The organism is Massilibacillus massiliensis (assembly GCF_900086705.1).
Classification (GTDB): domain Bacteria; phylum Bacillota; class Negativicutes; order FLKF01; family FLKF01; genus Massilibacillus; species Massilibacillus massiliensis.
This window is the reverse complement of record NZ_LT575483.1, coordinates 1,267,180-1,282,371: the sequence shown is the minus strand read 5'-3', so window position 1 is coordinate 1,282,371 and position 15,192 is coordinate 1,267,180. Positions and strand designations below refer to the sequence as shown.

4 protein-coding genes are annotated in these 15,192 nt (G+C 38.8%); all 4 read left to right on the top strand.

Annotated elements, in window-relative coordinates:
- Positions 1–112 precede the first annotated feature (112 nt).
- Positions 113–2,167, top strand: a complete 2,055-nt coding sequence (locus BN6559_RS06335) for a BglG family transcription antiterminator (RefSeq protein ID WP_110953931.1) — start codon at positions 113–115, stop codon at positions 2,165–2,167.
- A 257-nt stretch (positions 2,168–2,424) separates the two neighbouring features.
- Positions 2,425–4,158, top strand: coding sequence for a ShlB/FhaC/HecB family hemolysin secretion/activation protein (locus tag BN6559_RS06330; RefSeq protein WP_199883795.1), 1,734 nt, complete (start codon positions 2,425–2,427; stop codon positions 4,156–4,158).
- A 50-nt stretch (positions 4,159–4,208) separates the two neighbouring features.
- Positions 4,209–14,654 carry a hemagglutinin repeat-containing protein gene (locus BN6559_RS06325; RefSeq protein WP_110953930.1) on the top strand — a complete coding sequence of 3,482 codons (10,446 nt, stop codon included), beginning with the start codon at positions 4,209–4,211 and terminating at the stop codon, positions 14,652–14,654.
- The gene (locus BN6559_RS06320; RefSeq protein WP_110953929.1) at positions 14,638–15,102 is read left to right on the top strand and encodes a hypothetical protein; all 465 of its coding nucleotides are present in this window, start codon (positions 14,638–14,640) and stop codon (positions 15,100–15,102) included. The genes BN6559_RS06325 and BN6559_RS06320 overlap by 17 nt, the downstream gene beginning before the upstream one ends.
- Positions 15,103–15,192: the final 90 nt, after the last annotated feature.

The window sequence follows — 15,192 nt, the reverse complement described above, 5'->3', positions numbered from 1 at the left end:
GTATATTCTTATAGAAAGTTTAAGAAACTGTAAAATAGTAATCGATGACTTAAAGTTGCAAGTATAACGTAGTGAGAATCAAATTGTTGTAGAAAAGACTTGGTGATGAAAGATGAACTATAGAAAAAATATCATAATGACACAATTACAAAGCGGTAGAAGAATAAGTACAAATGAGTTTTTAGAAAAATTTAATATTTCCTATCGTACGTTAAAGAATGATATTTATGAACTTAATGATGAATTAGGACAGCCATTAATTTCGATTGATCACAATATGGTTCAAACATTAGAAAATGATATGTTCATTGAAAAAAGTATCCACATGATGAAAAAAATAAATTTTTATCGTTATAAAATGTCAATAGAGGAACGAATCAATATAGAATCAATAATTTTGCTTTTTTCATCAAGTTATGTTACAGGAAATGATTTATCAAATCAGCTTTTTATTAGCCGAGGCACTGCTATTAATGATATGGAATTACTTAAGAAAAAGATGAAAAATAAGAATTTAGAGCTTATTTCAAAAAGAAATCATGGGTTTATTATTACCGGTGATGAGAGAAATGTACGAGCGTATCTAAATTCAGTAGTAAATGAATTAGATAGTCAATCTAGCTCAACATATAAAATATTATTAGATCAACTTACTGTAGGAGAAATCAATCCAGACTTCGTAAGTAGAGAAATTATAAAGAATTTAGAACAAGAAAGTATTGTTTTAAATGATGAATCTTTTAGAAGAATACTGAATTATATTTTAATTGCTTTTAATCGGATTCTCCAAAGAAAGTATTTAATGTACAATAATATAAATATGGTTGATCAAAAAAATAGAGGATTTCTAGAGCGTTTAGCACAATCTTATTTTGCGAAGGAAAAAATTACGGAGTATGAGCTGGAAGGTTTCAATCGAGAAATAAAATCTATTTTGGACGTAAAACGTTTACCTATCGAATTTGATTCTGAAGCGAATGAACAGATTAAGATTTCAGCTTTTGTTTGGGATGTATGTAATAATTTAGATATTTTAGAAGAGTTCGGATATGAACACTATAAAAATCTTTACAGTCATATTGTATCAACAATTTATCATCTTAAATCAAATTTAAAAATGCAAAAAAATCCATTTTATGAGGAATTAGAGGAACTTTATCCACAGATTTTTGATTGTATTGAGAAACACATTTACATCATTGAGGAAATTATTGATAAGAAAATGGATAGAAACGATATTTCTTATATTGCAATGCATATCGCTTCTGTAACTGAAGCGAGAAATGAAGAGAATGAACCTCTGCACGCAATTATGGTATGTCCAACTGGACGCTGTGTATCTCTGCTTTTAAAGGCGCGAGTAGTAAAATACTTTAATGTCGTGATTGATGATGTTATACCTGCATATATGGTGAATCAAAATTTTGATGGAGATTTTATTATATCAACTGTTCCACTTGAAAATACAAGTTGTCCAGTAATTGTAGTCAACCAGTTATTTCTACAGGCCGATGTCAAGAAAATGCAGGAATTTATTCAAAAAACGTCTAAAATTGCAAAGAAAAAGTTAACCATTAAAAAAATTGAAAAATATGTTAAAGAATATCAGCTCATTTCATCAAATGACGCACTGGTGATAGAACCTAAAATAGAAGCTTTAAATGAATGTTATATAATAAAATCTAAAAATCAAAAAAAACAATATTTTTATAAGATGTTAAAAGATGAGCATATTTTATTAGATTTTGAAGCGAGCGATTGGATTGAAGCTATCAAAGCTTCTGGAGCGCTTCTTTTAAAAACAGAACATTTAAAACAGCAATATATAGACAAAATGATTGAGCTTGTCCATGCAAATGGACCATATATTGTTTTTGCTCCTGGATTTGCTGTTGCGCATGCTGGACCACAAGATGGTGCATGTAGGCTAGGTATCAGTTTAGTTCGTTTAAAGAAAACTGTTCAATTCGAAGTTGATGGAATTAAAGTTAAATTTATTATATGTTTAAGCATTCCTGATAAGGAAAGTCATGTGTTTTTGATGTTTCAAATGTATAAATGCCTAATTAATAGAGAAATATTTGATTTTCTTTTTAAAGCTATATCAATTGAAGAAATTCGCTCTATAATAAAGATATTTGAATTAGATAGAGCGGACAGTAAATGAGGGCAAGATTAGCTGATGAACGTTTTGTTAGTAAATAAGTAAAATTTAAATCAAACTGCCGATAAGGTAACCAAAGACAATGAAAATGATGGCGTTGCATGGATTTTAAATCAATAATTTAGTTAACTAAATTATGAAAGACCATAGAGTATTGTACTCTATGGTCTTTTTGGTTTATTGCGATATTGACAATCATTCTCAAAATAACATATACTTACCACAGGAATTATACAAAATTATCGAAAAGAGGCCGGTACGTGTCATATTTAAAAATTTTTTGTACAAAACGATCTACATCTTTCATCGTAAGCATTTTAATCCTGTTCGTGAATACACAACTGGTACAAGCGGCGCCATCACCACCTGACCCAATTGTACAAAAAGGGAGCAGTCTTCACGACAAAGAACAGCAAAAACAAAAAGCCCGTGAAACAGAACAAGAACGTCTATTCAATCAACAAAAACCCGACGTTTTTTTGCAAAAAGAACATGACAAGCAAACAACCTTGACTTTGCCCGAAGAGACACCAAGTTTTTTAATTCAAAACATCGTACTTGAAGGTCAATCTACAGACCAATTTCCATGGACAAAACATGTACTTGCCCCCTACATCGGGCAAAAAATTGGCTGGCAGGGCATCAATCTCATCGTAAAACAACTCACGGAAAACTTTGTTGACCGTGGTTTTGTCACAACAAGAGTACTCATACCACAGCAAAATTTATCCCAAGGAACCCTAACCCTGACGCTTGTACCCGGAATCATACAAGATATTCGATTTGCCCAAGGCAGTGCACAAACCAACTGGCATAACGCCTTTCCCGCACGCCCCGGACAAATCCTAAATCTGCGTGATTTAGAACAAGGCCTAGAGCAAATGAAACGCGTACCATCCCAAGACGTTGAGATGGAATTAGTACCCGGAGAAAAAGAGGGCGAAAGCATCGTCGTACTATCCCTAAAAAAGACCAAACCCTGGAAAACCATTCTCTCCCTTGACGACTCCGGCAGTCAAGCAACCGGAAGACTGCAAACCTCAGGAACCTTTTCCTACGACAATCTATTCGGCAGCAACGATCTATTTAACCTATCATATAACTTTGACGCTGACAGAGAACAAAACTCACACGGCACCCGAGGCAACAGTATATACTATTCGATCCCACAAGGATACTGGACCTATACATTTTCAGGATCTTCCTATCGATACCACCAGACCGTTCCCCTAGAAAACGATGCGTTTCGTTTTTCCGGCAAAAGCACCAAATTTGAATTCAATGTAGACCGTCTGATCTACCGAGATCAAAACAGCAAAACCACCCTCGGATTAGGTTTGACCAAATCGCATAGCAAATCCTATATTGAAGACACCGAACTCGAAGGACAACGTCGTGACATGACAGCCGCACAAATCTCTCTCACCCAAAAACAATACATCGGACAAAACGTCCTCGACTACACAGTAGGCTACAAACGAGGTGTACCCTGGTTTGGTGCACAAGAATATTTTAAAGAAGCCGATCTGCCAACCTCCCGCTACCAGCTTTGGACCCTAGACGCAAACCTAACTGTACCATTACAATTTGGCAGCAGAAAAGGACAATATACAGGCATCCTGCACGGACAATACACCCAAGACACCCTCTATGCCTCAGAATTTCTTAGCATCGGCAACCGTTACACCGTACGAGGCTTTGATGGAGAAACAACACTATCCGCCGAAAACGGCTGGTATCTGCAAAATGAATTCAGTATTGCACTTGACGATGCCAACCAACTCTATATTGGACTCGACTATGGACAAATCAGCGGCGCCACCGCAAATCAAAATGCAGGCAAAAAACTAGCCGGTGCCGTTTTAGGCTTACGTGGCAAACTCGATGCCTCCAGAACACAATACGACCTATTTGTTGGAACCGCTCTGAAAAAGCCAAAGCACATGGAAGCAAAAGGCGCCGTCATCGGTTTTCAGCTCATCTATCAGATGTAAAATAAAACAATCTAACAACCAAAAAAGAACCAACCCAAGGAGGAAAAGAAATGGCAAGACCAACCGCAAGGAAGCCAAAATGGCAAAAAATCATCAGCTGGATTACGCTCTTAAGCTTCACGCTTCAGCCATCTTTTGCTGCAGCGCAAGTAGTCGCTGACACAAATGCAGCCGCAAAAAACCGTCCCGCAATTGAACAAGCACAAAACGGCACAACCGTCGTACAAATCGCAACACCCTCAGCAGCCGGCATATCAAGAAACCTCTACCAACAATTTGACATAGATAAAAAAGGCCTCATCCTAAACAATGCCTTCGGCATGTCAAAAACAGAACTCGCAGGCTATATCATGGGAAACAACAACCTAAAAAACGGCGCAGCCCGTATCATTCTAAATGAAGTTACCGGCACCAATATCAGTCAGCTCCAAGGCTACTTAGAAATCGCCGGACAAAAAGCAGACGTCATTATCGCCAACCCCAATGGCATCATGGGCAATGGCTTTGGCTTTATCAACACAGGACGCGCCGTACTCACAACCGGCGTACCCATCTTCGGCGGCAGCGGCAGTTTAGAAGCCTTTCGCGTAACAAACGGAACAATTGCCATAGAAGGCAACGGAATAGACGCCACAAGAACTGACAAAGTAGACCTCATCAGCCGTGCCCTCACCGTAAACGCCGGCATCTGGGCCAAAGACCTAAACGTAGTTACCGGAGCAAACCAAGTAAATGCAGCCACCCTAACCGCGAATCCTTTACAAGAAGAACAACAAAAACCCCAAGTTGCAATTGACGTCAGCAACTTAGGCGGCATGTACGCCGGCAAGATCAAATTAGTCGGCACCGAAAAAGGCGTCGGCGTCAACAGCAAAGGCACCCTCTCCGCCAGCAGCGGGAATCTGAGTCTAAACAATGAAGGACAAATCAGTCTCAGTGGAACCGTATCAACAGCCGGCGATCTTCATATTGACACCAAAGACGCTATTGTAAACAAAGCAACAATCTATGCAAAACAAAACGCGAACCTCCAAGCTGCAAACCAAATCGAAAACCAAGCCACAATAGCCGCAGGCAACACACTCGAACTAACAGCAAACCAAATCCATTCAAACGGCACCTTAGCCGCAGGCATCCAACAAGACGGAACCTGGGGACAAAACGGAAACCTCCAACTAAATGCAAAAGACAATATACAAACCAACGGAAAAGTCCTAGCAAAAACAAATCTACAAATCACCGCCAACCAACTTAACCTACAAGATACTACACTATATGCCGACCAAGCCATTCACCTAAAAGCACTAGACGGTGATATTAACAGCCAAAACAGCCAAATCGGCAGTGAAGGAAACGTACAACTTACCGCAACAGGTGCCATCAACAATCAAAACGGAAAAATAAGTGCCGACAATACACTCACCCTACAAGCACAATCCATAGAAAATCAAGCTGGAACTTTAAAAAGCAACGGCAGCTTAGAACTTTCAGCAAAAGATACACTACAAAATCAAACCGGACAAATCGAAGCAAATCAAACCAAGATCACTGCCAAAAGGCTAGACAATCAACAAGGACGCATTGCCAATCTAGCTGAAACAGAACTTACGTTAGAAATAGCCGACGAACTAGATAACACAAATGGCAACATTGGCAGCAATGGAACAATTGATCTCAAAACCAGAAACCTACAAAATAACAATGGACAACTCATTGCAAAAGATACGATCACAATGATGGTAGAAGATACAATTGACAATACAAAAGGCAAAATCATCAGCAACAGCGATCTAAACCTAACTGCAGAAAAGATAAACAATCAAAATCAAGGAAACATCGTAGCCAAACAAAATACAACGCTAAATATCAGAGAAGAACTGCAAAATAATACTGGAATTATTCTAGCAGAACAAGACTTAAATATGATACAAGAAACTGGCACAATAGCCAACAATCAAGGAATTGTACAAGCCGGTAACAACTTAACCTTACAAGCAGAGAATGCCGATATAGCTGGCGGAGAATTCTCTGCCAACGGAGATGTAACAGTAAAAGCAAACAATCTTATTGCAGACAAACTAATCGCCGGGAAAGATCTAATGATGAAAGCAGAGCAAGATCTTACAATCAACCAATTAGCCCAAGCGACAAAGAATATGACTGCAAATGCTAAAGGTAAAATAACCAACGCAGGGAATATGATTGCGTTAGAAGGCATGCAACTACATAGCAAAAGCTTAGAAAATACAGAAAAAGCCGCAATAAAAAGTGGCAAAAAACTAGAGCTCGAGCAAAAAGATATCAGTAACCAAGGCACCCTGTTTGGAGAAGAAGAAACAAAAATCACTGCGGAAGGTAATATTGACAATACCAAAGGTAAAATTATTAGTAACGGTGCTCTAAACTTAACCGCAGAAAAACTTACCAATCAAAACGGTGGTAACATTGTTGCCAAGCAAAATGCAACGCTATATGTCGTAGAAGAGCTGAAAAATGACAATGGGATCATCCTTGCAGATAAAGATTTAAGCATTAACCAGACAACAGGAACAATAACGAACAATCAAGGTGTTATACAAGCTGGCAATGACTTAACTGTACAAGTAGAAGCCTCCGATGTAATCGGTGGAGAATTCTCAGCCAACGGAGCTGTAGTAGTAGAAGCAAACAACCTTACTGCAGATAAACTAATCGCAGGGAAAGACCTAACACTTACAGCACAGCAAGATATTAAAATTAATCAGTTGGCGCAGGCAACGAAAAATCTAACTGCAAAGGCGAAAGGTAAAATAAGCAACGCAGGGAATATGACTGCGTTAGAAGGACTGCAATTAGATAGTGATCGTCTAGAAAATGCAGCTGATGCAGCGATAAAGAGCGGTGGGAAATTAGAGCTAGAGCAAAAAGATATTCATAACCAAGGTATCCTATTTGGAGACGAATCAGCAAAAATCACTGCAGAAGGTAATATTGACAATAGCAAAGGGAAGATCATCAGTAACGGAGATCTAAACTTAACAGCAAAACAACTTACGAATCAAGACGGTAACCTTGTTGCTAAGCAGAATGCAACGCTACATGTTGGAGAAGAACTAAAAAATGACAGTGGGATCATTATAGCAGAGCAAAATTTAAACATTAGCCAACAAGCAGGCACAATCACGAATCAGCAAGGAATTATGCAAGCCGGCAACGATTTAACTATGCAAACAGAAAACACAGATGTAACCGGCGGAGAATTTTCAGCTAATGGAAATGTAACAGTAAAAGCAAATAATCTTACCGCAGATAAATTGATCGCAGGGAAAGATTTGTCTCTAAAAGCAGAGCAAGATATAAAGATCAACCAATTGGCACAAGCAACGAAAAATCTAACTGCAAATGCTAAAGGTAAAATAACCAACGCAGGGAATATAATTGCGCTGGAAGGAATGCAATTAGATAGTGATAGTTTAGAAAATGCAGCTGATGCTGCAATAAAGAGCGGCGAAAAACTAGAACTTCAGCAAAAAGAGATAAACAATCAAGGTACCATCTTTAGTAAAGATGATTTAACCCTTGAAGCACAGGAACAATTGCTATCGACTGGCACAATCGCTGGGGAAAAAGACGTTGACCTTACAGGAAGAAATATTACCTCCACAGGAACTTTGATCGCAGGTCTTAAAACAGACGGTAATCTAGGAGACTCTGGAAATATAACCATTGCAGCAGAAAAAACACTAACGGCAACTGGAAAAAACATAGCAGGAAAACATCTTACGTTGCAGGGCGATACAGTTATCTTGACTGGCGCAGAGTCTTATGCCGGGCAAAATGCAGAAATAATTGCCCGCACAGGTAATATTGACAATAGTAAAGGGAACTTAAGTGCAGGAGATACCATTACCCTTAATGCAAAAAATACCCTCATCAACGATCAAGGGGTAACAAAGGCAAATAAACTGCAGCTTAACGCAAACAATATTCAAAATCAAAGTGGGACTTTACTGCAATATGGGCAAAGTGACCTTGCAATATATACAGAAACTTTAGATAATACCAATGGACAAATTGCCACCAACAGTGAAAACCTGTCCATCGAAGTAAAGAAACTAGATAATAGTCAAGGACAAATCCAACATGCCGGCAATGGTATATTTACGCTTGCGGCAGACAAAACATTAAACAATACCAAAGGAAAAATCATTGGCAACCAAGTACTAAAGCTAAAGAGTCAAACAATAGAAAATACCCAAGGTACAATCTCAGCCAAAGATCAGCTAAATGTGCAGGCAGACAAACTAAGCAACAAATCAGGCACTATCGTTAGCAATGAAACTGTCGATCTGAGAGCAAAAACACTAGATAATACCAGTGGAAAGCTATTTAGTCAAAAAGACCTTCAAATTACATCCGAAAGCACCCTCAATAATACCAGTGGAGAAATGGCAGCCGGACAGAATTTAACGCTAGAACTGAAAACAGCTGATTTTATCAATAACAAAGGAACAGCTGAAGCCGGACAAAATTTTGAAATGCAGGCTAAATCTCTGCAAGGAACCCAAGGAAAAATAGCAGCACAAGAAAATGTAGTAATAGATGCTAACAAAGTAACCGATGCAGGCAGCATCAGCACCGGTAAAAACCTAACCCTAAAAGTGGCTGGAAATTTCACCAATGGCAAAGATGGCAGCTGGAAAATTGCAAAAGATTTTACCCTAAATGCTGGCGGTACTTTGACCAATGCTGGAACGATAGAAGCTAGCGGTAACTTAAATCTGCATGGACAAAACGTAGAAAATGCAGCCGGAGGAACGCTGACAGCCAATGAAACCTTGACAATTACGGCAAATAATGAAGTTAAAAACAGCGGCAGCCTCTTTGGGAAAGATATAACAATAGACGCAGATAAAATTGCCAATGAAAGTGAAACCGCTGCAATCGCCGCGACAAACAGCGTAAATCTCTATGTTAAGGATGCTATCACCAACAGCGATGGTGCACTGATCTATAGTATGGGAGATATTAATATTGCTGGTAGTGAAGAAAAGAATGCAGATGGTAACTACAAAACAAGAGCGAAAACACTGACGAATCAGTCGGCGAACATTGAAGCGGATCAAGATATTGTGATTTATGCTGATTATATGGTAAATAAAAAGAGCATGTTTGAAGTTGAAGAGAAGGTGATTTCCAGTGAAGATAAAGTGGTATCTGATCGAGGAGTCGATATGGATTATTTTGATGGTATACATATTTGGTGGGAGGAGGAATCTGTATATAATCAGACAGTTTTAGAAACAACAATTATTCAAAATTCTTCAGAAGCAAAAATTATTGCACAGAAAAATGTTTTCATACAGGCAGATGTAGCAAAAAATGAGTATAGTAGTATTTTGGCCGGAAAAAAGCTTAATACACAGATAAATATATTAAATAATATTGGTTTAGATGGCAATCGTATCACTACACGAAGTGGAGTGGAAAAATTTCGTACGAGTGTTATTCACAAGAATAATTATTCGGATTGGGATGTAAGTCCCATTTACGAACAAACAATAGAAGATCTATTTACAATGCCAGCCATTTTTGGCGGTGGAAAAGAAGTCAACATCCAAGGGACACAAGTCAATAATACGGTCGGCAGTACATATCATGGTGCTGATATAAAGAAAAAAATGAATGAAGTGGATCAAAATCCAAAGAGTGTCATACGAAACGAAGAAGAAACTTCGCTCAATCCTAATCTAAATGGAACTTCTGGCTTTGATATAAAGAAAAAAGCGGATTTAGTAGGAACGCAGCCAAAGATTATCGTAGAAAATGAAGCGGAGACTATACCTCATGAAGATAGTCACTTTAAAGAAAGTGTAAATAAATTAGATGATAGTGCAGACTATAGTGACAGGAATAATATAACATTGCTATTACCCTCTTCTGGGCATGTAGATACGGTTACAATGCCGCAGACGAATAACGGAGGGGGAATCATTCTACCGAAAAATGGGCTGTATAACATAAAACCAGACCCGACAGCAAAATATCTTGTAGAAACAAACGCCAAATTTACAAATTTAAAAACCTTTATTTCCAGTGATTATCTACTAGACAAAATTGGGCATGATCCAGCGAAGACGATGAAACGTCTGGGAGACGGATTTTATGAACAAAAGCTGGTACGGGACCAAATTACGGAATTAACTGGCAGGTCTTATCTAGATGGCAATGATAGTGTTGAAAGCCAGTATCAAACTTTATTGCAAAATGCAGCAAATAATGCCGATGACCTTAACCTGAATGTTGGTATAGCATTAACTGCCGAGCAACAGGCTGCCTTAACCCAAGACATTGTATGGTTAGTCGAACAGGAAGTCTCTGGACAGAAAGTCCTTGTTCCTGTCGTCTATCTCTCCGCTTTACACGCGGGTGATCTAAAACCAGATGGGGCGATTATCACTGCAGATCGTGTGAATATCAATGTTTCGGGTGATGTGCATAATACCAGTACCATCCAAGCAGATGAGGCTATTAGTATACATGCTGATAATGTTCGAAACATTGGTGGTACATTGGACAGCGGAAACCTTATGCAAATTACCGCAGAGCAAGATATTTTAAATTTAAGTGGGAATATAAGTGGTACAGATATTACCTTACGGGCTGGTAACAATATTACGAGTGAGACTTATCAACAAAATTATGAACACCAAGTGACGGGGGGAATGCATCAGGTCTCTAATATCGGTAAAAGTGCTGATATTAGTGCAGAGCATGGACTCACAGCGATTGCCGGACAAGATATGAATTTGATAAAAAGCAATTTGAATGCGGGAACCGATATGCAATTAGATGCTAAAAACATAAATCTGGGTGTTGTTGCAAAGATAGACAGTGCAAAATTTGATAACAATCAGCAAATTCAGGAGAGTATATTATATGGCTCTATGCTTAAAGCTGGAGAGCGCCTCAATGTAACCGCGAAAAACGATCTAAATATGCAGGCTGCTGAATTAAAGTCAGGCAAGGATATGAGCATACAAGCGGGGCATGATTTGAGACTTGACGTTGCAGAAGATACGCAAACGTATTTTTATACAGCTAAACATTTCTTTGATAAGCGGATCAATCAGATAAGTAGTTTAGAGTCTGGTGGTAGTATCAACTTAACAGCTGGGACTGATATGGATATGCAGGCGGCGGAAATAAAAGCGGACAAAGATATTAGTTTGCAGGCAGGCGGTAATTTGCAACTTACTGCTGTAGCCAATACAATGGATGCTGTAGACGATTATGACTCCTATAATTTCCAGAAAAAAAATAGAGTAAAAAACCAGAGAACTCAAATCAATGCAAAAAATAATCTATCCATAATTTCAAATGGGGATATGAATTTAACTGGTGTGCAAGCTACGGGAGATCGTATAACTGCTACAAGCGGTGGAAATATGTCACTAGGTCATGTCAAAGATGTGGATGCCTCTGATATCGGCAAAGGATATAGCAGTAACTACAATCGAAATATGCACTATGATGAAACGAATGTAGGTACAGATATATCTGCAAGTAAAGAGATTTCGATGCAAGCTGATGGGGATATCACCTTTACCGGAAGTTCAGCTGTTAGCCAACAAGGAAAAGTAGAACTAAGCGCAGGGAAAGACATTACCCTAGATAGTGTTACAGAAAAACATGAATCTCTGAAAGAATCAAAGACAAGTAAATCAGGCTTTTTATCTAAGAAAACCACATTCAAACGAGACTATTCCCTCACCAACGAAGTTGTTGGTAGTATGATCTCCGGTGACTCTGTACAAATGAACGCCGGAAACGACATAACACTCAAGGCCAGCAGTGTAGTTGGCACAAATGATGTCACCTTAAAAGCCGGCAGCGATATCAACCTCGAAACTGTCGACGAAACCGGTGCATCCGAGCACTACTCCTACACCAAAAAATCCGGTCTTTTCAGCGGTGGCGGTTTTGGTTTCACCATCGGCAGTAAAAGTGAAAAATCCACACTCAAAGAACAAATTCTAGCGCGTATTGGCAGCACCATCGGTTCCATTGACGGCAACGTAACTCTAGAAGCCGGCAATGCAATCAATGGACAAGGTGCAACCCTCATCGGTGGCAAAGACATTTCCCTTAAAGGGAAAGAAATCAACCTCGACAACTCTCTAGACCTCTACGATAGCCAGTACAAATATGAATTCAAACAAAGCGGTCTAAGCGTATCCCTAGGCGGAGTTGTTCTGGATACCGCCTTTAAAACGGCGGATGAAGTCAAACGCTCCGGTGAAGTACAAGACGACCGATTAAAAACACTCTACGCCTACAAAGCGGTTGAAGACCTGCAAAAGGTCAAAGATGAACTCGCTAAAAATGGCGGCAAACCATCCATCGGCGTAAACATCAGCATAGGCAGCACGAAAACAAGCGTAGAACAAATCACCCATATAGAAACCGTAAACCCTTCCAATGTAACAGCAGGCGGAAATGTTAATATCCAAGCGACAGAAAAAGATATCAACCTAAAAGGAACTAACATCACAGCCGGAGAAGATATTACCCTCAAAGCAAAACAAGACATTAACATCGATGCAGCACAAAACAAACAACAAATCGACACAAAAACAAGCTCCTCTTCCTGGTCAGTCGGAGGAACCATAGGATCAGGCGCCTTTGCAAACTTCAGTAAAGGAAGCGGTAAAGAAAATCAAAACGCCGTAACCCACACAGGAAGTACAATAGATGCAAAAGACACCCTAAACCTAGAATCCGGCAATGACACCAATATAACCGGTTCCAAAGTCGAAGGAGACAAAGTCGAAGTTAAAACCGAAGGTGACCTAAATATCGCCAGCCTGCAAGACACAGACGACTACAATTTCAGCAATAAAAACATAGGCGGCGGTTTCGGCACTGGAAAAGCAAGCGGCACGCATGGATCAATCGGTAAAGGAAAAACCGATTCCACCTACCAAAGTGTAACCGATCAAGCAGGAATCTACGCAGGACAAGAAGGCTTCGATATCGAAGTAGGCAAAAACACCGACCTAAAAGGTGCGGTTATCTCCAGTGAAGCAGAAGCAGTAAAAAATGCGCTCACCACAGGAACATTAACCTTCACCAACCTTGAAAACAGAGCAGAATATACAGCAAAAAGTAGTGGTGTAAATTACAATGCAGGCAGAGATGCAAACGGCAATGAAATTGCACAAAAAGATAAAGGCTTCACTCCAGCCCCAAGTGTTACAGCAAATGGCGATGCATCAAGCACAACAAAATCGGCAATAGCACCAGGTACGATTGAAATACGAAACAATCCAAATCAAGATTTAAGTGGACTAAGCCGAAACACAGAACAAGCCTTAAACGCACTAGGTAAGATATTTGACAAGAAAAAAATAGAAGAACAACAAGAATTAGCCGGATTGTTTGGCGAATTAGCATTTAAAGCAATCGGCGACTTAGGATTAAAAGAAGGCAGTCCAGAAAAAATTGCATTAGATAGCTTTGCCGGAGGAATAATGGCGAAACTTGGTGGTGGAGACTTTGCATCAGGAGCCGCCGGAGCAGGAATCAATCAGCTCGTCATGAATGAACTGAAAAACATAAAAGACCCAGCAGTTATGCAATGGGCAAGTGCACTTGTTGGATCCATCGCAGCAAAAATTGTAGGTGGAGATAGTAATACTGGAGCAAGCACGGCAGTTAGTGAGACAAAAAATAATTGGTTAGGACATGAACAATATGACTTTGCAGAAGAATTAGCAGCTGCATTAGAAAGTAAAGATGAAGGCTATATGAAGGCCGTTCTCGCAAAATATTATGCTATGAGTAATTATAATAGTCAGAATCAGTTAACTGGTGAAGGTGACGATGAAAGAATCACTGAAAGTTTGTATCCTTTGCTAGATTGTTTAATTAGTAAGGAGAATAAAGACTGGTTAAAAGGTGGTTTAAACTACGCGTTAGGTAAAATAATCAATACCGATCCAGAAATGGTTGATAGGGCGAATTACTATAGAAATCAATTAGAACAAAGCCAATCATCTGGAAGTCAAGATACCGTTGACTATCAAAAAGTGGCAGAAGGTGTTTTTGATTTTGGGACTGGAACTGCAACAGCGGTTGCTGGTGCAACAACTGTTCTGTCAACTAGTGAACTTGCTGCTATTGGAGGGACATATTTGTTTTTAGATGGAACGAATACGGTTAATAGTGGTATACGGAGTATTATGACAGGAATTAGTGGTGATGATTATGATGCTAATTTTGAAAGAGAGTTCTTTGAAAAGGTTTATAAAAATGGGGGTGGAATGATATATGATTTATCGCAATATGGAATGGGCGGGAAAGCACTTGTAAAAGATGGCGTAGCTTATATTATGAAAAAAGGATCTCACGTTATTACGGTAATCGATAGCATTAGCTTTACTAAAGCTTTAAAAGATCTGGTGAATAATGAAGCTCATATAAAGGAGCCTGAAAAAAATGAGGCAAATAATTGAGATAATACTAAATTATAAATTTACTGTAAAGAAATGGTCTAGTGAAATGGTCGCATATCTTTTGGATTCTAGATGGCGTAGCATGATGTTTTTTTCACTAATGTCATACTTAATGAATATAGATGGTGCATTATATTCATTTTCTAAGCAAGGGATATATGCATGGCAGCCGCTTAAGATAGTTCCTTTAATAATAGCATATTATGGAAGTAAAATTTTTTATGAAGGAAGGAAAGCAAGGCGTGAAAAATCTATATCAATAATAGAGATGAAAAAATATATATTCAAATATTTCATAGTAGGGATAGTTGGAAGTACGGTAGCAATTTTAGTTATACAGTTTTATTTATATAGACATTGGGGAATAGATATAGACTGGATTACAGGAATGACAAAAGCAGGAGGAAAACATCATTATTTGCTAGACTTGCTGGACTCTATTTTTTAAAGAGGACAAGGGTCAGAAGGGATAAGGTGACGTGTTGCGGTGTTTCAAAAATTCGAACACTGTTTCTATAAAGAAAAATAGGTAAATGAA